The 22,231-nt window shown below is 68.0% G+C and carries 21 protein-coding genes, 1 tRNA gene and 2 pseudogenes; 15 read left to right on the forward strand and 9 right to left on the reverse strand.

The window, feature by feature from the left end:
• Positions 1–19 precede the first annotated feature (19 nt).
• Positions 20–280, reverse strand: coding sequence for a hypothetical protein (locus HEP85_RS39870; protein ID WP_168532180.1), 261 nt, complete (start codon positions 278–280; stop codon positions 20–22).
• A 106-nt stretch (positions 281–386) separates the two neighbouring features.
• Between HEP85_RS39870 and HEP85_RS39875 the strand changes: the two genes are divergently transcribed.
• From HEP85_RS39875 to HEP85_RS39885, 3 genes are all read left to right on the forward strand, one after another.
• The gene (locus tag HEP85_RS39875) at positions 387–551 is read left to right on the forward strand and encodes a hypothetical protein (protein WP_168532181.1); all 165 of its coding nucleotides are present in this window, start codon (positions 387–389) and stop codon (positions 549–551) included.
• Positions 552–782: 231 nt separating this feature from the next.
• Positions 783–992 (forward strand): cold-shock protein, encoded by a 210-nt coding sequence (locus tag HEP85_RS39880; protein WP_168532182.1) that lies wholly within the window; start codon positions 783–785, stop codon positions 990–992.
• A 397-nt stretch (positions 993–1,389) separates the two neighbouring features.
• Positions 1,390–1,743 carry an ANTAR domain-containing protein gene (locus HEP85_RS39885; protein WP_348772474.1) on the forward strand — a complete coding sequence of 118 codons (354 nt, stop codon included), beginning with the start codon at positions 1,390–1,392 and terminating at the stop codon, positions 1,741–1,743.
• Between the two features lie 61 nt (positions 1,744–1,804).
• Here the strand turns inward: HEP85_RS39885 and HEP85_RS39890 are convergent, their stop codons facing one another.
• Both HEP85_RS39890 and HEP85_RS39895 read right to left on the reverse strand, forming a co-directional pair.
• Positions 1,805–2,212: an ATP-binding protein gene (locus HEP85_RS39890; RefSeq protein WP_168532183.1), complete on the reverse strand. Its 408-nt coding sequence runs from the start codon at positions 2,210–2,212 to the stop codon at positions 1,805–1,807.
• 556 nt (positions 2,213–2,768) lie between these two features.
• Positions 2,769–2,999, reverse strand: coding sequence for a DUF5133 domain-containing protein (locus HEP85_RS39895; protein WP_168532184.1), 231 nt, complete (start codon positions 2,997–2,999; stop codon positions 2,769–2,771).
• Positions 3,000–3,476: 477 nt separating this feature from the next.
• Here HEP85_RS39895 and HEP85_RS39900 point away from each other — a divergent pair, with 477 nt between their 5' ends.
• Together HEP85_RS39900 and HEP85_RS39905 are read left to right on the forward strand one after the other, a co-directional pair.
• Positions 3,477–3,761, forward strand: a complete 285-nt coding sequence (locus HEP85_RS39900; RefSeq protein ID WP_168534552.1) for a GlsB/YeaQ/YmgE family stress response membrane protein — start codon at positions 3,477–3,479, stop codon at positions 3,759–3,761.
• Positions 3,762–4,238: 477 nt separating this feature from the next.
• The gene (locus tag HEP85_RS39905; RefSeq protein WP_168532185.1) at positions 4,239–6,188 is read left to right on the forward strand and encodes a peptidoglycan recognition family protein; all 1,950 of its coding nucleotides are present in this window, start codon (positions 4,239–4,241) and stop codon (positions 6,186–6,188) included.
• Positions 6,189–6,462: 274 nt separating this feature from the next.
• On the opposite strand, the gene HEP85_RS39910 is transcribed toward HEP85_RS39905, so the two are convergent.
• The gene (locus tag HEP85_RS39910) at positions 6,463–6,786 is read right to left on the reverse strand and encodes a hypothetical protein (RefSeq protein ID WP_168532186.1); all 324 of its coding nucleotides are present in this window, start codon (positions 6,784–6,786) and stop codon (positions 6,463–6,465) included.
• A 214-nt stretch (positions 6,787–7,000) separates the two neighbouring features.
• Between HEP85_RS39910 and HEP85_RS39915 the strand changes: the two genes are divergently transcribed.
• Positions 7,001–7,372, forward strand: a complete 372-nt coding sequence (locus tag HEP85_RS39915) for a hypothetical protein (protein WP_168532187.1) — start codon at positions 7,001–7,003, stop codon at positions 7,370–7,372.
• 192 nt (positions 7,373–7,564) lie between these two features.
• Here HEP85_RS39915 and HEP85_RS39920 read toward each other — a convergent pair whose 3' ends face one another.
• The gene (locus tag HEP85_RS39920) at positions 7,565–8,029 is read right to left on the reverse strand and encodes a hypothetical protein (protein ID WP_211118158.1); all 465 of its coding nucleotides are present in this window, start codon (positions 8,027–8,029) and stop codon (positions 7,565–7,567) included.
• 279 nt (positions 8,030–8,308) lie between these two features.
• On the opposite strand from HEP85_RS39920, the gene HEP85_RS39925 reads away from it, so the two are divergent.
• A complete protein-coding gene (locus tag HEP85_RS39925; RefSeq protein WP_248002322.1) occupies positions 8,309–8,737 on the forward strand; it encodes a hypothetical protein in 429 nt (142 codons plus the stop codon).
• A 404-nt stretch (positions 8,738–9,141) separates the two neighbouring features.
• On the opposite strand, the gene HEP85_RS39930 is transcribed toward HEP85_RS39925, so the two are convergent.
• Positions 9,142–9,618: a hypothetical protein gene (locus HEP85_RS39930; RefSeq protein ID WP_168532188.1), complete on the reverse strand. Its 477-nt coding sequence runs from the start codon at positions 9,616–9,618 to the stop codon at positions 9,142–9,144.
• A gap of 920 nt (positions 9,619–10,538) precedes the next feature.
• Here HEP85_RS39930 and HEP85_RS39935 point away from each other — a divergent pair.
• Positions 10,539–11,273, forward strand: coding sequence for a 1-acyl-sn-glycerol-3-phosphate acyltransferase (locus HEP85_RS39935; RefSeq protein WP_168534556.1), 735 nt, complete (start codon positions 10,539–10,541; stop codon positions 11,271–11,273).
• 194 nt (positions 11,274–11,467) lie between these two features.
• A tRNA-Asp gene (locus HEP85_RS39940) sits at positions 11,468–11,548 on the forward strand.
• A gap of 584 nt (positions 11,549–12,132) precedes the next feature.
• Here the strand turns inward: HEP85_RS39940 and HEP85_RS39945 are convergent.
• Entirely contained in the window at positions 12,133–13,749 is a 1,617-nt protein-coding gene (locus tag HEP85_RS39945; protein WP_248002323.1) for an IS4 family transposase, read from the reverse strand.
• 250 nt (positions 13,750–13,999) lie between these two features.
• A complete protein-coding gene (locus tag HEP85_RS39950) occupies positions 14,000–14,419 on the reverse strand; it encodes a hypothetical protein (protein ID WP_168532189.1) in 420 nt (139 codons plus the stop codon).
• A 607-nt stretch (positions 14,420–15,026) separates the two neighbouring features.
• Here HEP85_RS39950 and HEP85_RS39955 point away from each other — a divergent pair.
• The 3 genes and pseudogenes from HEP85_RS39955 to HEP85_RS39965 form a co-directional block, all read left to right on the forward strand.
• Positions 15,027–15,728, forward strand: a pseudogene (locus tag HEP85_RS39955) (PAS domain-containing protein); the annotation flags it as partial.
• A 23-nt stretch (positions 15,729–15,751) separates the two neighbouring features.
• A pseudogene (locus HEP85_RS39960) lies at positions 15,752–17,509 on the forward strand (PP2C family protein-serine/threonine phosphatase); the annotation flags it as partial.
• Between the two features lie 385 nt (positions 17,510–17,894).
• Positions 17,895–19,049 (forward strand): PP2C family protein-serine/threonine phosphatase, encoded by a 1,155-nt coding sequence (locus HEP85_RS39965; RefSeq protein WP_168532190.1) that lies wholly within the window; start codon positions 17,895–17,897, stop codon positions 19,047–19,049.
• Positions 19,050–19,239: 190 nt separating this feature from the next.
• Here the strand turns inward: HEP85_RS39965 and HEP85_RS39970 are convergent, their stop codons facing one another.
• On the reverse strand, positions 19,240–19,590 hold the full coding sequence (locus HEP85_RS39970) for a GNAT family N-acetyltransferase (RefSeq protein ID WP_168532191.1): 351 nt from the start codon (positions 19,588–19,590) through the stop codon (positions 19,240–19,242).
• Between the two features lie 183 nt (positions 19,591–19,773).
• On the opposite strand from HEP85_RS39970, the gene HEP85_RS39975 reads away from it, so the two are divergent.
• The 3 genes from HEP85_RS39975 to HEP85_RS39985 all read left to right on the forward strand — a co-directional run bounded on the left by HEP85_RS39975 (position 19,774) and on the right by HEP85_RS39985 (position 22,066).
• Entirely contained in the window at positions 19,774–20,142 is a 369-nt protein-coding gene (locus tag HEP85_RS39975; RefSeq protein ID WP_168532192.1) for a GNAT family N-acetyltransferase, read from the forward strand.
• Between the two features lie 390 nt (positions 20,143–20,532).
• Positions 20,533–20,838, forward strand: a complete 306-nt coding sequence (locus HEP85_RS39980; RefSeq protein WP_168532193.1) for a DUF427 domain-containing protein — start codon at positions 20,533–20,535, stop codon at positions 20,836–20,838.
• A 277-nt stretch (positions 20,839–21,115) separates the two neighbouring features.
• On the forward strand, positions 21,116–22,066 hold the full coding sequence (locus HEP85_RS39985) for an NADP-dependent oxidoreductase (protein WP_168534560.1): 951 nt from the start codon (positions 21,116–21,118) through the stop codon (positions 22,064–22,066).
• Positions 22,067–22,231 lie beyond the last annotated feature (165 nt).

Here is a 22,231-nt window from a genome sequence, read left to right on the forward strand (position 1 = left end):
CGCCCGGCAGTTGTTTCTTCTACGGCCTAGCGGGTGGGAGGACGCCCTTCATGCCGTCACCATCGCCGGTCGTGTCTGCGGTTTTCTTCGCTTTCACGAAGGTGTACAGCGGCTTGCCGTCGTAGGCCCACTGCATGGTGCCGTCGTTCCGTGTGATCTGGGTCCATTTCTTCATCGGTTCGCCGTGGTGTGGTTCGGCAGCGAGCGGCGGCCACTGCATGGTCTCGCCGGTGTAGAGACTCCTGCCGTCGTGGTGCCTGTCGGGCGTGTGGAGGGTCATCCCGTCATGGTCGACCGACGTGCGGTCCTTCTCTACTGCGGTGCGGAGCCGTCCTGTTGTCTGAGCCGTATCGAGCGGGTCGACGGATGAGCCGGGTGCGCCCCGTTTGTTGCTGGACGTCTTCGTCGAAATCCTGCGGAGCGGCTCGCGGGCGTTCCGGCTCGAGGGTGGCGGTGAGCACTTGGTGACGGCTTTCCAGCAGGGCATCTTCGGCGAACGAGTGCACGCGGACGCCGTTGAGGACGCGTGGTCGAAAGCGCTTCGGCTCTGACGACGTGCCGGGATCGCGGACTGCTGCAGAAGCCGCGGTGTGGTGCCGTCCGGGTGACGTGCTGGGCGGGCTCGCCTGTGCCGCCAGACGGGTGCTGTGGGCCCGTTACGGAGCAGGTTGGCCGGCGAAGGTGCGTTGTGTGCTCTGTTCGGGGGAGGCCGGGTTGCCCTACGGTGCGGTGCGCGAGGTGATGAGGGGATCGGCCGGCGGTGTCGGAGGAGAGGTGGCGGTGTGCGGAGCGTTCTGCGAACGGGCAAAGTGATGTCGTTCGACCCCGCGCAGGGGTTGGGGGTGATCGCTCCGTGCGGCAGTGAGGAGCATGTCCCGTTCCACGCGCAGGCTGTCAGATTCGTGGAGTTCGTGGCAGCAGGGCAGTTCGTCGTCTACGCGATCGAGCGGGCGGATGCGGCGGTACGGGCCGTGGAGGTACGCCCCGCCTAGGTGTGCCGGGGGCTGCGGAGGTGGTGGGGGGCCCCGGAAGGCCGGGCGTGGCATCCAGGACCCCGAGCGACGCTTTCGGATGGACGAAAACGCACGCATCATCTGTCCAACGCGGCAGGGCTCGCTGAGGACACGCAGCAGGCCTGGCTGACGCAGCGGGCATGACATCGGATGCCAGTGCAGCGGGCGAACCATGCCTTTCCTCTTCGCACCGGAACGCCTGCCTCCCACTGTGTGCCGTGGTCCTGCCTGCCGCGGTAGGGCTGCTGGGGGCGGCTGTCCGTCCACATGCGTCTACCGGTTCGGTCAGGTGATCTTGGCGTTGATCAGGTGGTCTTACCGTGTGCAGGCAGGGCAGCTGTAGTGAAAGGCCCCCGATATCGCTGTAGGACGTGCTGTGACCCTGCCCCGTGACCGATGTACCCAGCCGTGCCCGCCGGAGGGCGAGCGGGAGGGGAGCCTTGCGCGTCTGAAGGCGGAGAACGCGCAGCTTCGCCAGGCTGTTGAATCCCACGCGGCCGTGGACCAGGCCATCGGTGTCCTGATCGCCTTGCACCGGTGCTCCGCCGTCGGCGGGTGGGAGATCCTGCGCGAAGTGTCGCAGCACACCAACACCAGACTGAGGGACGTTGCCGACACGATCATCGGTTGGACGCAGGGTCACCCGCTGCCGGACATTGTCCGTGTCGCGCTGGAGGACGCCGGGCGCAGACGGCAGCCGGGCGCCGGCGCTTTGCCTGGGCACGAGTGAGGGGACTTAAGTGCACCGTGGTGACTCGCATGGCGACGATGGCAGTGCGTCGGGGCTGCGTTCAGGCGGCCTGTGGCAGGGGCATGCGGACACAGATCTGTTTGCCGTGTTGGGTGGGGGTGATGGTGAGGGGGCCGCAGATGGTGCGGACGATCTCGAGTCCGAAGCCGCCCGGGCGGTCCGGGTCCCACTCGCGGGCGGTAAGGCTTCCGGATGCTTTGTCCCACACCGTGATCTCGACTCCGTGCCCGCCGCGGTAGGCGAGGTTCATCCCGCAGGTGCCCTCGGCGTGGCGGACGGCGTTGGTGACGAGCTCGCTGACGACGAGCTGCGCGCCGCTGACGGTGTCGGCCGGTATTCGGGCCAGGCGCTCGGTCCCGACCCGGGCGAGGAACGCCTTCGTCGTGAGGCGGGCCGTTTTGACGCAGGACGGGGTGCCGTCGTAGACCTCGTCCACCTGTAATTCCATCGGTTCTCCCCTGGCACGCAGGGCGGCGGCACCGTCGGCTTCCTTACGTCCGTCCCGGCGTGCTGATGCGTTGGTCGGTTATGCCTTCCGGGTACCCCCAAAATCGGCTCCGACGGGCACAACCATGCCAGTACCAGGGCGGTCCTGGACGCCGACGGCATTGGCTTCGCCGACTCCACGTTCCTCAACAACCTGCTCCGCTTCCACCGAAGCACCGACCTCCGTATCGCCAGGCCGCCCGTGGCTGTACGGCGGCTGCTGGAGATCACCGGCGCAGATACCGTCCTGAACACCTGCCCCACCGTCCCGGACGCGCAGAAGACGGCTTCCGCGACCTGACGGTGCCGCACGATCGAGGCCCCCTTCGCCCTTCTCCCGTGATGCCCCTTGTTCTGCCCTCCAGGGGAGGGTTGGAGGGCAGAGCGAGGGCGGCAGGAAAGGCCAAGGCGGCCAGGGTTGTGACGTACGGGATGCGACTGCGGGTTCGCGGACCCATGGGCCTTGGCCGGGCGGAGATCGGCGCCGTGTTGCAGGGGCTTTCTGGCCGCGGTGGGGTTCAGCCGGCGGCGAGCAGGGAGTCGTCTTCGGGCCGGGCGCCGGGCAGTTGGTGGCGTGCGGCGATCAGGGCGGCGTCGACGTCACGGGTGCCGGTGGAGACGCACAGGCTGTAGGCCACGTCCTGCATGCGCTGCTCCGCGCTCGGGCTCCCGTTCTCCGCGTGTAGGTCCCGCAGTGTCTCGTACTCGGTGACCAGTCGCTGCAGAACCACCGGGTGAGCCATCAACATGAGCGTCTCCTCTACCAGTCACGCCAATACCGATAACGCGGATACCCCCGTCCAAGGCGCCCACGCGGTGACTGTTTCGGACACATCACCGACTACCAGCCACATGGGCGGAGGGCAGCGCCCGTGCCACGACACGCTTTTGTTCCTGCCAATGCTCGGGGCCGGATTCGGGGTCTTTCCAGTTGCATGGTGCGGGCGTTGGTGTGGCCATACCGCAGCCCTCACCGGTGTGCTCGCCCGTTCCATCGCTGGCTGGTGAGCACAGCACAGCGGTCAGGTCTGCTCGCGTGTCGGTCACGCGGGCGCCCCGGTGTGCGCCATGTCGGGTGCGGCGCCAACGGGCGGAGTGGCGCCATCGGCTCGTACGACATCGAACGAATCGGCCACGTCTATGTCCAAGGCGGTGAGACTGCATCAGGAAAGCGGGGGCACCGTTATTTCGACAATCCTGTGGAGCAGCAGGGGGAGGCAGGCCACATGGAGATCTCAGGGGTCGCCACGGCCCTCGTGATTGGCATCGTGATTGGTCTCTTGGGCCGCCTTGTCCTGCCCGGCCGTCAGCACATCGGGGTGTTGTGGACCTTCGTGGTTGGCATCGCCGCGGCGCTGCTCGGAACAGCCATTGCCGGTGTGTTCGACGTCGCTGACGCTAAGGGTGTCGACTGGATCGAGCTGGCCGTCCAGATTGCCCTCGCTTCCTTCGGTGTTGCCGGGTTGGACCGCCTTCTAGACAGGCCGTCGGTAAGCAACCCCGGCAGGTAGACGACCGGACAGCGCATGTCCCTCGCTACCTCCTGGCCCGCTCGCTCGCCACCGCCCACGAACAGCGCCGGGTCCTCCGTCCCCAGCGAACGCCCTGGGGCGTAGGACCCGTTCAAGACCTTCACACCTTCGTCGCTCGACCGCGACGCGTTCTCGTGCATCGACCACGTAATATCATTGAGTCGTCAAGCAAATCACCCGTGACGTCCGTCGTCACGGGGTGCCTTCGTCATGGGCTGGCGCCCGCACGGCAACGTGGCCGGTGCGGGCGGCTCACGCCCTGATCTGCGACGACGGCCCTCCGGGGCCAGTGACGCCGGCCGGGTCGCACGCATTGGAGCAGGTTCGGGAGTAGTCGACCGGTCGGACAGTGTGACCGGCGATCGATCCACCGGCATGCCTGATCCCTGGTGGCGACCTGGTCAGCGGAGTGCTCGACGACCTTCCACTTCTGAACTCCCGTAAAGGATCAGCACCTTGCACAAGAGGAAGACGCGGCGGCGGCGTGTGACGCTCGCGATCGCGATGGGCGCGGTGGCCGCAGGCGGCCTCGCCGTCCTGCCGATCACCGCGCTGGCCGACACGACGAGCGGCACCGCAGGCGCCACGAGCAGCACCCGGCAGCAGGACTTCGCCTCGGCCGCGGCCGGGTACCACGTCCCGTCGAGCGTCCTGCTCGGCCTGGCATACCAGGAGTCGGCCTGGGACTCGCACGGCGCGCAGGCCAGCGCCGACGGCGGCTACGGGCCCATGCACCTCACCGACGTGACCCCGGCCATGATGGCCTCCGGCGACGCGGGCGCCGTCGGCCGCAGCGATCTGAAGTCGATGGCCGCGAACCCGGCGCTGCACACCCTGCAGGCCGCCGCAAAGCTGACGGGCCTGCCCGAGGACGCGCTGCGCAAGGACCCCGCGGCGAACATCCGCGGTGGCGCGGCCCTGCTGGCCTCGTACGAGAAGCAGGTGGCCGGCAGCGTGCCGTCGGACGCGGCCCAGTGGTACGGCGCGGTCGCCCGCTACAGCCAGTCGCCGCAGAAGCAGGACGCGGCGGGTTTCGCCAACCGCGTCTACGCCACCATCCGCGGCGGCGCAGGTGTCACCACCAAGGACGGCCAGCGGGTTCGGCTCGACGCCGCCCCCGCGGTGCGCCCCGCCACCGCCCAGGTGGACCGGCTGCACCTGAAGACCGCCGCGGCCACCGACACCGAGTGCCCGCCGGCCGTGCCGTGCACCTTCGTGCCCGGTTCCCCGGCCGGCCTGCAGGTGTCGAACCGCCCCGCCAACGGCATCAAGATCGACACCATCGTCATCCACGACCTGGAGGGCACGTACGACTCCGGGGTGGCCGGTCTCGCCAACCCGTCGAACAGCGTGTCTACCAACTACGTCATGCGGTCCTCGGACGGCGCGGTGACGCAGATGGTGCCTACGAAGGACATCGCGTTCCACGCGGGCAACTACTCCTCGAACCTGCACTCGATCGGCATCGAGCACGAGGGCTACGCCGCGCAGGGCGCCACCTGGTACACCGAGGCGCAGTACGAGTCCACGGCCTACCTCGTGCAGTACCTGGCCCACCGGTTCGGCATACCGCTGGACCGCCAGCACATCCTGGGTCACGACGACGTCGCCGGGCCGAGCCTGAGCGGTGTCCTGGCGCAGCACTGGGACCCGGGACCGAGCTGGGACTGGGACCACTTCATGCGCCTGCTCGGCGCGCCGCTCAGCGGCCTGCGCGGCACCGCGCCCGTGGGCTCGGTCGTGACCATCGACCCCGCCTTCGACACCAACCTGCAGACCGTCCAGGTGTGCCCGATCGACGACCCGACCGGTGCGACGACCGCGTGCACGGACCGGAAGCAGGCGTCGAACTTCGTCTTCCTGCGCACCGCGCCCGACGCGTCCGCCCCGCTCTTCGGCGACCAGGCGATCCACGGCACGGCCGCGGGCACGAACAAGATCAGCGACTGGGGCAGCACCGCACAGACCGGCCAGCAGTTCGTCGTCGCCGACCAGCAGGGCGACTGGACGGCGATCTGGTTCAGCGGCGCGAAGGTGTGGTTCTACAACCCGGGCGGACAGAACACCAAGCAGGCCTACGGCGTGAAGATCATCTCTGCTGCGGGCAGCACTCCGGTGGCCGTCTACGGGTCGAGTTACCCGGACGCGTCGGAGTACCCGGCCGGCCTGGGCGCCTCGACGCAGGCCCCGATCAGCGGGTACAGCCTCCCCGCGGGCCAGGCCTACGTCGCCACGCAGCCGCCGAACGCGACGGTGGACTACTTCAAGTCCAGCGGGACGGTCGTCACCGGCGCGAAGACGCAGTACACGATCCAGTACAACCACCGCGTGGCGCTGGTGTACTCGGGCGATGTGACGGCGACCCCCGTGACCAAGCACTGGGAGGACGGCGGCGCGAAGCGCTGACGCGCAGGCACGCAGGCGGCCGTGAGCGTGAGTTGTCGCGAGGTGGCCCGGCCGGGGCGGTGAGCCCCGGCCGGGCCACCGGCATGTACGGGGCGAGGCGGGTCGGACGCGGCTGCACGCCGCAGGTCCCGTCGGCGGCACGCGGGACGATGAGCCACGATCGGTCTGACCGCACACCCAGCCACCGGCGATCGGGCGGCGCAACATGCACGGGGCGCATCCTCACAGCTGCTGTCCCGTGGCCTGCGTGAGGACGGACAGTTCGCCACGGGTGTCAGGTCTCTGACTGCGCTTCCTCGTCGAGTTGGACGAGTTGGGTGGCGAAAATCCGGGCGCCGCCCTGGGCTGGGTGGCGTAGAGGGATGGCCTGAACGGCGTTGCGGACGAGCGAGCCCTGGGCTTTGCGGCCGACTGCGACGATGGTCGTAATCCGGAAGGCGGCCGCCATTGCGAGGGCGATGGGTGTGCCTTCCGCGATCACGGCGGCGCGTGGGGCGCGGTTGGTGGCGGGGCGGCCAGATTCGTGCGGGTGGTTCGGGTACACGGGCCAGAACATCGGCAGTGGTCCGCGCAGGGCGGTCACGGTACGCCACACCACAGTCGAACCACGTCCATGACCTCAGCGGCACCATCTCCCAGGGCAGCGGCCAGGGCGCTGGGCTGTGGCTGTCCCACGGTTCTGTACGACCGGGGGATCGGGCCGTGCGCCTGGTCACGCTTCGTCGACTGGGTCGGCGTCCGCTGGGCACACTGTCCTGGCAGCCCAACTGCGGCCAGGATGACCCCGACACCTGCTGACGAGAGGGGCGTACATGGACAGCTTGGAAGTGCCCTGTCGGACGTTCGACCACCTGCTCAAAGGCTTCATCCGCAACGAGGCCGGTGACGTCGCCATCTACCGCGTCGAAGGTCAGAGCGCGAACCCTGGCGACGCGTTCGGGAACGTGTTCGCCTGGATGTGGGAGCGCGACAAGGACTCGGCCGTAGCCGCGTTCGCCGGCCTCCTGGCGGAAGCTCGGAAGCAGAGCGACGAGGGTGACGAGGTCCGACTGGAAGAGCTGATCAGGGGCTTGCGGCTCGCACTCCATCGCTCGCGACTTGGCCAGGAGGACGAGTTCCACGCGGTGGAGCGGGTACTGCGCGACCAGGTACCCGAGCACTTCGGCGGACGCACCGACCTCTAGTCGACGCGCGACATGGCCCTCGCCCTCGTTCCTTGGAGGCGAGGGCTTTTCGCGATGGCGGGGCCGCCGAGGACGGTCCGGATTTTCCGCTCGCCGTTCGAGCGTGGAGTGACCGACTGGACCGGTCGGCCCGTGCGGGTGTTCCGGCCCATGTCACCACGGAGATCCTTCTCGTGATCGTCTCCTCAATCCTCACCGGCAGGCGGCGCACCGAAGCGGCTCCAGTACGGACATGACCTCCGGGAACCACTTCCCGACGGTGCTTCTCCGCCGAACAGTCCGCGGAACGAGCGGTCGTTCACGTGCGCGGGCGACCTGCTCCCGCAGCGGCACCTCCTTGATGAAGAAGGCCAGTACGAAGGCGCCCACCAGCACCACGGCGCCGACCAGGAACGCCACGGTGACCGCGTTCGTGAAGCCGACCTTGAAGGGGTGGGCGAGGACCGGGTCGAGGTGGCTCAGGAACGACGTGTCGTTGAGGGTGCCCGCCGAACCGGAGGACGCGGAAGTGAGCGTCTTGAGCTGGTCGGGGTGGGCCTGGGCCGCGGCCTGGAAGGCGGCTGTGCCGCGTGCGTCGGCGAAGGCGTCGCTGATCTTGCCGCCCACCACGGAGTAGACGATCGACAGGAACACGGCGACACCCGCCGTACCGCCCATCTGCCGGAAGACATGCCTCCCGGGTGCGGTGTTCGGCAGCGCGCAGAGTGGTGACCGCGAACGGGATAGGGCCGCCCGCCCCGGCTACGCCCATTCCGTGGGCATCCGTCTCGTCGACCAGCACGCCCTCGCCGCCGGGGCCGGTCGCACCGGCCCCGCCCCAGGGACGCTGTAGCCCTGTACCGTACGACCTTCTACCTATGCGTCTGCCGCAACATGCAACTCTGACACCACACGCGCGGCCTGACGTCTGCTCAACTCGGATTCCATGGGGGGACCTTGACGACCCGCGCCACCCTGTCCGCCGTCATCCTGCTCGTGACGGCCGCCGCGCTCACCGCCTGCGACGACGGCACCAGCAAGGCCGAGAGCAAGCCCAGCGCGGCGCCCAGCAAGGCGGTCACCACCGCGGCCGCGACGCCGGGCGTCGATGCCGTCGCTAAGGCAACCGGCATTCCGCCGAAGCCGACCGGCGCTGCTCGGGCCCGACTGCTCCGCGCCCTGGCTGCGGCTGCCCCGGCCGCCGCCCGCTACGAGGACAAGGCCATCGACGCCGCCCGAAACCAGTGCAGTGCCATCAACCGCAGCGGGCAGCGCCTCGATCACCTCGCCTCGCAGCGCTTCACCTACAAGGACGTCACCACCACCGAGTCTCAGGGCAAGAAGATCAACCAGGCCCTCAAGGCCACCGGTTTCTGCGTCCTGTGACTCCCGGGCACGCCAACACCGCCACGACGAGGAGCACATACCCTCTGGAGAACCCAGGGGCTGCGCACGGCGGCCGCCGTGATGATCAAGACATCTCCACTCTTGTCATCAGGACCACCGCCTGATGGGTCCGGGTAATTCAGTCTGACCGTGACCGAAGACGTCCGCTCACGGAAGGGGGCACCTCCGAGCAGGGGGCGGTTGCTCCTCAACGGGTAGCATCCCCAACCCTTCCCTTCAATGGAACTGCACCAGACAGCAATCATGGACCGTGCCGGCAGAGGTGTGCGCGCCTGATTGCGCCACGCCTGCTTGCAGAGCTGCCTCCGGCATCGGTGAGAGGCAGCATGAGGGAAGAGCGACCACCGAGCCCTCGGCGGTATTACCCGCCGTACTTCGCTGAGTCAGTCTCGCGTGGTGTCCTCGGGCCAGATGACGCGTATGGGAAGGCCGACACTGTGCGCGTATGCGACGACGTCGGCGGTGCCGCCGTAGCCGCGGGCAGGTTGCCCGTCCCATACGGCGATCAGTTGGTCGGCGAGGCCCACCACGACCTCGCTGCCCGCCTGGTGGGCCTGCGGTGTCGACTCCTTCATGCCGGTGTGATGGACGTCATCGGCCTGTGCCATGAGCTCGTCGTACACCGGGTGGTGCCAGTCGGGCAGGGTCTCGCGGTACTCGGCCGCTGGGATGACGGCCTCCAGACGGCCGCCGTGATCGAGGACGGCCTGCGCGAACCAGGTGTCAGGTCCGTCGGAGATGCAGCTGACGGCCACCAGGTCCTCGGCGTCGTAGACGGCGACGATCGTGGTGAGGTCGACGCGGACCTGCCCTTCGACCTCCGGGGACAGACCTCGGTGGCCCGTGATGCCCAGACGCATGCCGGCTTTCTCCTTTCACAGGTAGGTGTCGTGCAGCAGGATGTGGATCGCGCACGATACCGGGCGGGGCCGGTGTGGCATAGGCGTGGCGGAAGGCGTGGGCCGCGGCAGGCACGGCCCGACGGGCGGCGCGGCCGGAGCCGTTGGATGCTTTTGATGTTCACGCCGACCGGAGGCGGCCCGACAGCGGTGCCGGCGCCCACCCGCGCCCGGCCCACGCGTAGCTCACTCCGTGGTAAATCCCGCGACAGCCTTCCGCGCCGCGAAGGCGCTTCGGATGTCGGGGCGCACGGGATTCACAGCGTCGGATCGTCGCTGTGGGTGCTGGGTGCTGGGTGCGGGTGTACGGCCAGGAGGCTTTCTCCGACGGGGGATGAGAAGTCAGCAGGTTCGTGGCAGGAGTTCAAGGGGTGCGGGCCTTGGGATGGGCACGCCCTCCATGATGGCCGAACAGGACGAGGAGTCCGACGATGCTGTCGTTGTCGAAGTCGGGCCGGTGCGGAACGCGGTGTCGAACTCGGCTGCCTGGCCGGGCTTGCGGAGCGGACTGTGGTCATGCGATCAGCAACACCGGTAGATCGGCGGCGCGATCGGCCGTCTGTGCCCCGTGCCGGACCGAGCGCTCAACGCCTGCCCCGAGGCAGGGCTACTGCGAGGATCCGCCTCGTTGCGCCGGCCGTTGTCGGGGCAGCCCGCGGTACGCGTCCGCCACGCAAGATATGTTTGACTGTACAAGCACTTGTGCTTAGTGTGCGCGGTGCCGCTTGACTGGCAAGCGGAACCGTACGAGTCGGCCAGTTCGCGACTCAAGTGCGATGCCGTATTCCGAGCGGAAACAGGTGTGAGGAAAGGTGCCCCGGAGTTCGCTCGGGATTGCTTTCTTCCGGGGGTCACAGCACATGCCTTACACGAAAAAACGCATGCCGCGCCGAAAGATCGGAATGACCTATCGGGTGATGGCCGCGATCGCGCAGCCCATCGTGCGTCTGCTGTTCGAGCGGGAATGGGAGGGCGAGCGTCACATCCCCGCCGACGGTGGTTTCATAGCGGCGGTCAACCACAATTCCTACGTCGATCCGCTAGCGTACGGGTATTTCCAGTACGCCATGGGGCGGCCGCCCCGCTTCTTCGCGAAGCAGGGACTGTTCACCGGTGCTTTCGGGCGGCTCATGCATGCGATGAAGCACATCCCTGTCGCCCGTGGAGGGGCCGGTGTGCTGGCGGCCCTCGAGACGGCGGCCACCGCGGTCCGGGCGGGGGAGGGCGTGGTCTTCTATCCGGAAGGCACGCTCACCCGTGATCCGGAGATGTGGCCGATGCGGGGCAGGACCGGAATCGCACGGGTCGCGCTGGAAACCGGCTGTCCGGTGATTCCGGTGGCGCAGTGGGGCGCCAATCTGCTGATGCCGCCGTACGGGAGAATGGGAAGGATATTTCCCCGCAGAACCCACCGCGTGCTCGTCGGACCGCCGGTGGACCTTTCCCGCTACCAGGGGAGGGAGCCGACTCTGGAGGTGTGCCGGGAGGTGACGGACGAGATCATGGCCGCGATCACGAGCCTGTTGGGCGAGATACGTGGACTTCCCGTGCCGACAGCCCCCCATGCGCGACAGACGGCGGAGGATTCCGGGGACGCGCGGGCGTCGGCCGCCTGAACGGCGGCGTACGTGGCTGAACGGCGAATGGGCCGACGTCCGCCGATCACCTGTCGAGTCACCCATACGTACCTCCGGCCGGTCGGCGCCGTCGAGTGCCAGCACATCACTCCGCCGGCGACAGCTCATCGAGGACTGATCGTGTGGGACGGCAGCCTCGCGTAAATCGGGATGCCAGGCGGTCGGGAGGCGAGTACGGTGAAGCCCGTTCAGGTGCGCAGGTCGCGGCTACTTCTCCTGTCAAGAGAGCAACGCGGGTTCGAATCCCGTCGCCGGTCCGGCCGGTGTCGTCCAGTGGCCAAGGACACTTACGTCGCCGCAGCCGACTCCGATCTCTGGACACCGAGGCGCGAACCGTCCACCACGGGGGATCCGGTGGACGGTCACGCGCGTCACGTCGACCCGATGATCCTCGCCCACCGCATCCTGGGCGAGTACGTCCTGGGCCCGGCTGTCCCACGGGCGTGGAGCGCTTCAACCCGCTGCCAACGCCCCGGCCGGGCAGGGAGAGACGGAGCGGGTCGAAGCCGCGACGGAGGCGCGCACCGGGGACTCGCCGTGGCAACGCTGCGGCAGACCGGTCTCCGGTGACACGAGCGTGCCGGCGCACGGTACCTGCGGCTGCGCTGTGTGCCGTCCCGGCTGCTGGTGCCATGGAGACCCATGGGCGCCTCGGCGCCCCCCGATGTCGTGCTCGGTGACCGAGGCTACGACCATGACGCGGCACGGAACACGGTTCCGAACTCGGCACCCAACGCTGCATTGTCGAGCGCGCCACAACCACGCGGACTGGCGCGCCGCCGCCCAGCGTAACCTCTTCAACCGCCAATGCCACGAAGTTAACGCCGCGGCCTCCAAGTCAAGCCCCTCCCGTTTCTGTAGGCAGTAGGCATTCAGGGGCGAGCTTGTAGGTCGCGTTCGCGGTCTTCTCGAGGAGACCTTCCCTGGTCCAGCGGCTCAGCTGGACGCAGAAGCTGTCGTAGTGAGTGAGAGAGAGGGCAGTGGCAAGCTCGCGTGCATGCCAGGGTCGATGCGGTGAGGTGCGCATGTGCTGGAGGACCTGATTACGTTGACCGCTGCGGCCGTGCCCTGCCGACGATGTGGGATGGGCCCGGATTTCAACGGCAAGACCGATCACGTTTTTGCTGGTCAGGGGGTGCTCGCTGGTCGGGTTCGCCGGATAACGGGAGGTCGGGCACTTGACCTTGCGGGCGCTGGTGCGTGCGCGCCTGGGCGGCAGCAGAGCGGACCGGACCGCAGTGGAGATGCCGCTCGTGGTGAAGCCCGATGAGGTCGGCAGGATGTGGTCCGCGCGGATGACCTGGTCGCGGGCGGCCTGGAGCGCAACGGTGAAGCTTGCCCGGTCGGGGTCAGCCCCTGGGACAGACTCGACGGCCTCGACCATGGCCGTGCGGATCACCTGGTAGAGCGTGAGCAGAGCCCAGACTTCCTGCTCAAGTCCGCGTGGATCTTGGGACCGCAGGACCCGGCCAGTCAGAAGTGTGTGCCGCAGTGAGTAGAAGGCAGATTCGATTTCCCAGCGTTCGTGGTAGAGACGGATCAGGGCTTCGGCCGGGTCGTGGCGGTGATCCAGGAGCGTCGTCGCGAGCCGGTAATGGCCCGTGATGCGTTGTCCCTTGCTGGTGGTGAGAGTGATGTCGGCTTCGATGATGCGGACGCGCAAGCCGCGGAGGCGGGTGAGGTAGGAGCCGTCAGGGAGGACTGCCAGCACCGCGGGGCGTCGGTGTGCGCACAGCCGGATCAGGAACTGAGAACCGGTCTCGGAGACAGCACGCAGGAATTCGTCGCCGTCGAAAGCCCGGTCCGCGAGCAGGAGCATCTCCGGTGTCAGCCGGGGCAGTAACTCGGCCGCCTGGACGGTCTCCCCGTTCTCGGACGGGCCGAAGACTGCCCCGAGCAGGCCCCGAGTCCCGGTCTCGCACAGAACGGTCAGTCTCAAAGCGGGGTAGCCCGACATGCCCCAGTGGTGCCGAACCTTGCCCAGCAGAGCTCGGATGCGCGGCAGGTCAGGGGCTTTCAGCGAACTGCAGCCGTCGAACGCTACGGTCCGCCAGCGCCGGTAGCAGGCACCAGTCGTGGTCGGCCGTGCCAGTGGCACTGCGAGTGTTTCGAACAACGCCTCTATGGGCTCCGGCCCAAGGCGCCGGCGCAGCTGCCGCAGTGCAGCTTCCGACGGAAGACCGTGGTCGATGCCCGACAGGCCAGCCACGAGCTTGTCCCACACGCGGCGGTATCCGAGTGACGGAAAGAGCCCCAGGGCCAGGACAAAGTAGATCCCGACCCGGGACGGGAGCGTACGCACCCGGGCCTGAACGGTCTTGGTCTCTTCGAGGACGTGATCGACGAGCTCGAAGGGTATGTGCTGAGTCAGCCCGCCCAGATGGCCCGGCGCGAAGGCGCCCGCTGCGACGGTGGTAGTACGGGTCAAGGTGCAGGTGGAGAGCTGACTCGACAACGGATCCCCTGGTCAAGAAGGTGCTGGTCGACCTTCTCCTATCAGGGAACCGCGGCCTGGAACCCCGGAACGATCCATCTCCGCACCGGGCTTGACTTGGAGGCCGCGGCGTTAACTTCGTGGCATTGCTTCAACCGCATGATCGGCCAGCTCTACCACTGTCTCCAGCAGTGCCATCCATATGACGAGGCACTGGCCTTCCCAGCACCGACCGCAGAGGTCGGCACAGCGGCCGTATAGCCCAGTGCGTCTACTGGCCTGGGGACGTCACCCAGGGAGCGAAGCGCTGGTCGGGGCCTGCATCCTCGCGCCAGTACCGCAGGACCGTTTCCTGGACGATGTCGAGGCGCTCTGCGGCGATGAGGCACGCGACCGGCTCCTGCCCGCCGGCGTCGGCCTCGAAGGCAACCACGATGGGCGGCTTCTCGCCGAGCTGGCGAGTGACTTTCAGGAGCTCGTCGGGCGACGGGGATCGGAAGACCGGATCGTGAAAGCCGGACGGACAACTGACGAAGATCGGATCGCCGAAGATCAGTTCCAGGCCGTGGTGGTGGGTCAAGTCGTGGCCGGCGGCGAGCCTGAGCTGTCCGCCGTCCCAGGCGACGACGTCCCAGTCCCACCAGGACCCTGCGGGAAGCCGGATCGCAGTATGCGCTCCTTCGGCATCCACCGGCGGCCTCCTCATCCCGTTCGAACAGATCGACAGGCTACACAGCGGCTGCGAGCGTGGGGCTTGACGAGTCAAGTGTCCCAGCTCCGAAGATCGCGATCTCGCTTTGTCCAGAATTGGTCTGGGGATTTGTCATAGAAATGGACCCGCCTCCAGCGCCACTGGATACGTAGCGTTGCGCGCATGAGTACGTACGACGCACATGGAACCCGCAGCGCTTTCCGAGCACACACGCCGCCTGGACTGGCGACTTCAGGCCATGAGCCGCCTGGCGGGCTGCCCTGGGGGCCTGGCTGCACCACCTTTAGTCGTCGACCGACGCGTGAGGTACGGGTGAGAGCAAGCGAGAAGTCCTCGGACGGCCGTGTTGCTGCCCGTCGGTGTCAGCCGACGGCCGTTGGCCGCACCGCAGGCCACGACATGGGTCCCGCCGGAGCCCGCCTGACGGGCCGAGACCACCACCGCGGCGACCGCCGGGCACAGCCTGAATGGGCTGTGGCATGCCGTGCCCGGTAGCTCGATCACTCCTGCCCTGAACCTATCCATCCACCAGACAGCTGAGCAGTTGGGGGACCGCATCGCCGGGGGGAGACAGAAGGGAAGAGCAATGGGCAGTTCCGCAACGACAGCAGTCTCCGAGGTTCAGGCGACCATCGAGACAGTCTCCCCAGCGATAGCTCTCCTAGACACGCAGGGGACGGTGGTCGGATGGTCGCAGACCGCTCAGAGGCTCGTGGGCTACTCGGCCGCGGAGGTGGTGGGGCGGTCCGCCGGTGTCCTGTTGGTGGCTGCTGGCGACCGAGCAAAGGCTTCACACGCCGCACAAGAGAGCACCCTCCGGGGCGGCTGGTCCGACCTCGCGCAGGTGCGCCACCGCGACGGCCACCGCATCGATGTGCGCCTGTGCGTGTCATCGCTGTCCGGGCAGGACGGCCGAGGCTGGTGGGCGGTCTATGCGACCGACAAGGCGTTGCTTCCCGCGTGGCCGACCGATGCCACAAGAACGGAACCGCTCCTCGCTATGCTGCCGAGCTGCCCGCCGATCGGTGTCGTCATACGGGACACGCACCTGCGTTGCATCCAGGTGAACGACTCCCAGGGCTCCAAGGACGGCATCCCTCTCCCCAAGCGGCTGGGCCGCAGGCTGACGGAGGCAGCGCCCGGGACGGAGACCGAAATGCTGGAGGCAGTGATGCACCAGGTGCTGGAGAGCGGCGACCCGGCGATCAACGTGGACTACCAAGCCTTCCTGCCGACGAAGGAGGGAAGCAGTCGCATATTGACCGCGTCCTACTTCCGCCTCGACGACGCGCAGGGGCGCGCGCTGGGCGTGTGCGTCGTGAGCGTGGACGCCGCCGACAGCCGACGGGCACAAGAGCGTCTGGCCATCCTCGGCGCGGCCAGCAGGCGAATCGGCACCACTTTGGACGTCATGCAGACCGCGCAGGAACTGGCCGACCTCGCCGTTCCCTCCCTCGCGGACTACGCCACCGTCGACCTGGCGGAGTCCGTCCCACTCGGCGAGGAGCCCCTGGCCCGTCTCGGCCCACAGGACGGGCGCATCCCCGTCTTCCGCCGTGCGGGCCTGGCCTCGATCCACCCGGGAACGCCGGAGTCCCAGTTCGCTCGCGGAGAGCCGGTCTTCGTCCCGCCCACTTCGCCCTTCACCGGGGTCCTGCGCTCCGGGAAATCCCACTTCGAGCCGATGCTGGACCCATCCTCGGGCACATGGCTCGACCACCACGACCCGGCGCGGGCGAAGAAGATCCGCGAGCACGCCATGCACTCGTTGATGGTCGTCCCGATCCACGCCCGGGGCGCAGTGCTGGGCGTGGAGGTCTTCGTGCGGACCGAGGACCCCCGGCCGTTCGAGGAGGACGACCTGCTCCTGGCCGAGGAACTCGTCAGCTGGGCAGCACTGGCCCTGGACAACGCACGCCAATACGCGCGCGAACGCTCCGCGGCTCTCGCCCTGCAGCGCCTGCTGCACCCCCACCGCCCCACGGGAGGCTCCGCCGCTGATGTGGCCTGGCGCTACCTGCCGGCCGACAGCCACCACGGCATCGGGGGTGACTGGTTCGACGTGATCCCCCTCTCCGGCGCCCGCGTCGCCCTGGTCGTCGGCGACGTGGTCGGACACGGCATCAACGCGGCGGCGAAAATGGGCCAACTCCGCACCGCTATGCACACCCTCGCGGACACGGACATGCCTCCCGACGAAGTACTGTCCCGACTCGACGAGCAGGTCATCCGCTTCACCGAGGCGGAAGACCCCCAGAGCCCGGGCACCACCATGATGGCCGCCACGTGCCTGTATGCCGTCTACGACCCGGTCACCCGCACCTGCACCATGTTCATGGCACGGGCCGGCCATCCCCCGCCCGCGGTCATCACCCCGCACGGCCACGTCACCTACCCCGACCTGCCCGCCGGAGCACCGCTCGGTCTCGGACTGGTCCCCTTCGAGTCCGTAACGTTGGACTCACCGAAGGAAGCGTGCTCGCCCTCTTCACCGACGGTCTGATCGAGACCCGTCACCAGGACATCAGCACCGGCATGAACCGTTTGCGCGCGGCCCTCGCACGGCCCGACCTCACGCTGGACGAGCTGTGCGGTTCCACGGTGGACACGCTGCGGGCCAAGCCGCCGAGCGACGATGCCACTCTGCTTCTCGCACAGACCCGCTCGCTGAGCAGGGACCAGGTTGCCTCCTGGCAGTTCCCCAGCGCCCCCGCCGTCGTCAGCCGCGCCCGGACTCTCGCTGCCCGGCAGCTGACCCAGTGGGGACTGGAACGTCTGGCCGAGTCCACAGAGCTGATCGTCAGCGAACTGTTCACCAACGCCCTCATCCACGGCAACAGCGACTGCAACAGCGACCGCACGATCGGCCTACGCCTCATCCGGCACGAGATGCTGACCTGCGAGGTCTCCGACGCCAGCCACAGCCACCCGCTTGTGCGACAGGCCCGCACCACCGACGAACACGGCCGCGGCCTCTTCCTCGTCACTCAACTGTCCCGCCGATGGGGAACCCGCCACATCCCGGACGGCAAAATCATCTGGGCTGATCAGCAACTGCCAGCCAGTGCGTGAAACCACTACGCGCCCAGCTTCAGCTTGGAAGCCACTGCCTGTGCTCCGAGAACACCGAACACGCGTAACTGGAGAGCAGACCTACGCGACGCCAGCGGCAGCCCGGAATCGGGGTGGAAAGTCCCATCCGGCCCCCGCCCTGTCGCCAAACCCCAACCACGGCATCGGAGTTTCGTGAAGCTCGGACCTCGTCCGCCCCAGAGGCTGGGAGTGGATCCGCAACATGGTCGAAGCAGCCAGAACGGCCGAAGCGACCGGATACAGCAGTTTGTGGATGTACGAACGACTGCTCTTCCCGGTGCCCTGTGCCGTGACGCAACTCGGTGTGCGAACCGAGCGGCGACGCTTCATTGCCGTGCGCGCCGAACCTGGGAGAACAATGATGAGCAGACCGCCCTTGCCGACGCCTAGAGCAACCAGCCAGTGGCAGGGCTACCGATGGATGCCGCTGTGGGCCGCGCCGATCGCGGCGATTCCGGTGGCCGACTGGTTCCTGCCGCCGAACATCCACCTCGCCCACCTGTTGGTCATCCCGCTCGCGCTAGCCGCCGCCTTCGCCGACATCCGCCGTACTGCCGCCACCGCTCTCTTGGCCCTCGTAGCGCTGATCGCCGCGGGAGCTGAGCGACACACACTGACCACCGAGAACGTACTCGTGCAGATGCTGTCCCTGGTGCTGTTCTCGACGCTGCTCCTGATCGCCACCCGTCTGCGCGAGCAGCATCAGCGCCGGCTGGCTGTCGTGCGCCAGGTCTCGGAAGCCGCGCAGTCTGTGCTGTTGCGGCCACTGCCGCGACGCGCGGGATCGGTGTCCCTGGCGTCGACGTACGTGGCCGCCGAGACCGAAGCCCGTATCGGTGGAGACCTCTACGCGCTGGTCCGCGCGTCTGGCACCACCCGGCTGATCATCGGGGATGCGCGCGGCAAGGGGCTCGGGGCCATCGGGGACATCGAGACCGTCCTCGGTGCCTTCCGCTTCAACGCGCACGGCCACTCCACACTGTCCGGGCTCGCGTCCGCCCTGGAGTCCGACGTGTGCTGGGACCTGGGCCAGTCGCATCGCGGAGATCCTGATGAATGGCCCGGTGAACACTTTGTCACAGCGGCCGTGCTCGAGATCCCGGACGACCAGTCCTGTGCCCGTCTGATCAGTTTCGGCCATCTGCCGCCGCTCCTGCTGCACGGGAGGCACGTCACGCCTCTGGAAGTCAGCGTCCCCGCCCCTCCACTGGGTCTTGGCGCACTGACGGAGACCGAGTACGCCCCATTGACCTTCCGTTTCACCCCGGGCGACCGGCTGGTGCTGTACACGGACGGAGTCACCGAGGCCCGGGACCGCATGGGCAGCTTCTACCCCCTCGTGGAGCGGGTGACGGCTTGGGCCGATCAGCGTCCGGATGCGCTCGTGCGCAGGATCGGCGCAGACCTGCGGGCGCATACGGGTGGGCCGCTCGGCGACGACATGGCCCTGATCGTGCTGCAGCACGAGGGGGCGCTCGTCCGGGCCCGGATCTCCGAGAACCGGTGGGCCTCGTGACGAAGGCGCGGTCCGCTAGAGGAAGAGTGGCGACGGCGCCGGGCGCGCCCGGGCCCGGCGGGCTCTTCCCTGCCGAGCGCGCCGAAGCGCGCGGATGCCGGGCGTGCGGCTCAGTCGTGTTCGCGTCGGTCGACGCGTCGAAGTGACGGTGAGCCCAGGCTCGATGGCAACGTGCAGGTTCTTCGTAGTGTCAGCGCCCGCTGGTCGTGTCTCGCGCGGTGCGAGTGGCGATGAAGGCCGAGCGGCTGATGTCGACGGCGTCGTTCCATTCAGGGTGGTCTTGGACGTAGTCGGCGACAAAACCGCAGTAGATGCCAACCTTGGCCGGCCCTTGAGCCAGGTCTTCCAGGGCGCGGCGCGCCAGGGCAGACGCGATGCCCCGATGCCGGTGATCTGGATCCACATAAGAGTGGGTGAGCGTGGCACGTCCGCCGGTCGTCTCGTATGCCAGCGTACCGACGACCTGGTCATCGATCAGTGCCTCGTAGAGGCGGGTGGTTTCGTCCTTGCGTACCTCAACGGCGGCCGGTGATGGCTGCATGTACTCGTCTCGCCTCGTTCGTCTTCGGTCGGTGGTCCCGAGCACCTCACTCGGCGCGCGAACGGACCATCAAGTCCATTCTACGCACGCTTTTGCGAGTAGAGAAGCACCGTACTGGACTAGAAGGTCCGAGGCGTGACTGTTTGAATGGTCGGCGTGACGACACGTTGGAGGGGTAAGGCGATGAGCGGCGAAGAGCAGGTGCCGGTAACTGAGCAGCTGACCGACAACATGGATCGAGGTCGATTTGAGCTCCGCCGTGACGACGGCCTGGTCGGCTGGCTCTACTACACCCACCTGAAGCCCAACCGGTACGCGCTTCGGCACACTGAAGTCGAGACGAGCCATCAGCACCAGGGTGTGGCGGGCGCGTTGGTGCGGCGGGTGTCCGACGAGATCCGCACCCGCGGGGGCACGATCACCGCAATCTGCCCCTTCGTGGCCGACTACCTCTCGCGAACAACCGGCTACGCCGATCTGGTCGACGCCCGGCACCCGGGCTACTCCGATCGTGCTGCCGCCGAGTCGGCGCGGGTGGCGGCTGGTGGCTGAGCTACCGGGCCGCAGTCATCAGTTCCCTCGGAGGAGTCCCATCGCGGTCTCATGACGTGCGGCCCTGAGCACATGGGCGGAGTGCAGCGACCCAGCCGCAGGCCAGGGTGATTCGGCACGGCTTGCGAACGCCGATGAGCTCACGCCTCCCCGATCACCCGTAGCGTCAAGACACGGGTAAGAAGCGGAGTCCACCCGACGCCAACCTCCGACCGAATGCGCGAGCCGGCTGTGACTGCACCGACTGGACGCCCGACCGAAGCCCGGCGTCTCAACCGGTGATCGCGACTTGGAGAGCCATAGCGCGAGGGGTTGGTGCCTCTGTGCTCACGCGGGCGGACACGAGGGCAGATGTGGCCCAAGCAAACGGATCGATGAAGGGAAAGACCGATGAAGGCAGTGGTTGGGGAGACCGTCGTGGCCGAGGCCGCGAGCGAGGCAGTAGTCAGTATCGAGGGGAATGTCTACTTCCCACCGGACTCAGTTGCGGCCGGCGCGCTCCGCGATAGCCCGACTCCTTACACATGCCCCTGGAAGGGGAGGGCGCAGTATCACGACGTTGTGGTTGGCGAGGTCACGCTCAGGGACGGGGCTTGGTCTTACCCGAACATCAAGGAGTCGGCGGCGAGCCGTGTCGGTCGCGACTTCAGCGGCTACGTCGCCTTCGATGTACGCCAGGTCAGGATCGAAAACTGACAAGGCACACCGACTACTGCCCGCAGAACAAATCCGTCGTCGGCTACTGAGATCGAGCCCGCACGACCTGGGTGGTGCCGGAGTTCTGTCAGTGGTTGCCCTCGTCCATACCGGTCGGTCACGTGCCGACGGATCTACCGGCCAGGCCGGCCATATCGGACCGGTGCTGGCGGCCGTCGCGTATCGGAGTACCTGCGAGAGCCAACGACACGACGGTGAAGATCCACCGACGTGGTTGATAAATGCGCTCTTCGGAAAGCCAGACAAGGAACCAGCCATGAAAGCCGTCACCGCCCTGGACCGCGACGCCGGCGTCAGCGGGCTGACTCTGACCGACCTGCCGTATCCCCATGCCGCCGAGAACGACGTCATCGTGCGGGTGCATGCCGCGGGATTCACGCGCGGAGAGCTCGACTGGCCCGGAACGTGGTCCGATCGCGCGGGCCGCGACCGTACACCGAGCGTGCCCGGGCACGAGGTCTCCGGTGTGGTGGCGGAGCTCGGATACGGAACCACCGGCATTACGGTCGGTCAGCGGGTCTTCGGACTGACCGACTGGGCCCGCAACGGCTCGCTGGCCGAGTACGTCGCCGTGGAGGCCCGCAACCTCGCCCCGCTGCCCGCAGATGTCGACTGCACGGTGGCGGCGGCGCTGCCGATCTCCGGATTGACCGCCTGGCAAGGCCTGTTCGACCACGCGCGGATCATGACCGGGCAGAGCGTCCTGATCCACGGCGCCGCGGGCGGCGTCGGTTCGATCGCGGTGCAGCTCGCGCTGGAGGCGGGCGCCCGGGTGATCGGCACCGGTCGGTCCGCTGACGGGGAGACCGTCCTCGCGCTGGGCGCGCATACGTTCCTGGATCTCGAGGCCAGCCGGCTGGAGGACGTCGGCGAGGTCGACGTGGTGTTCGACGTGATCGGCGGTGACATCCTCGACCGCTCGGCCGCGCTCGTACGCGCTGGCGGCACGCTCGTCACGATCGCTCAGCCGCCCACCGTCCGGCCCGAGGACGGGCGGGCGATCTTCTTCGTCGTGGAACCCGACCGTGCGCGCCTCGCGGACCTGGCGCAGCGTGTCCGGGACGGGCGACTCGATGTGCGGGTCGGCGCGGTGCATCCGCTGACCGAGGCAGCGGCCGCCTTCGCCCCGGAGCGGCGCGTCACCGGTAGGACGATCATCCGGGTCACCGAGGACCCCCAGCGATCGCAGAGCGTCGCAACTCCGTGATCACCAGAAGGTGTTCAGCAGTTCCGACAGCAACCCGGCGCCCCCTTTCGTTCGACTTGTTGGACAAAGAGGGCCAGGTCCGAGCTCCGGCCCCAGGCCGCCAAGCAGTGACGGCCTGGTCCACCGAGTCAGGAAGCCCGGCAGGTCCCGTTGCTGGAAGAGGTA

The organism is Streptomyces sp. RPA4-2 (genome assembly GCF_012273515.2).
Classification (GTDB): domain Bacteria; phylum Actinomycetota; class Actinomycetes; order Streptomycetales; family Streptomycetaceae; genus Streptomyces; species Streptomyces kaempferi.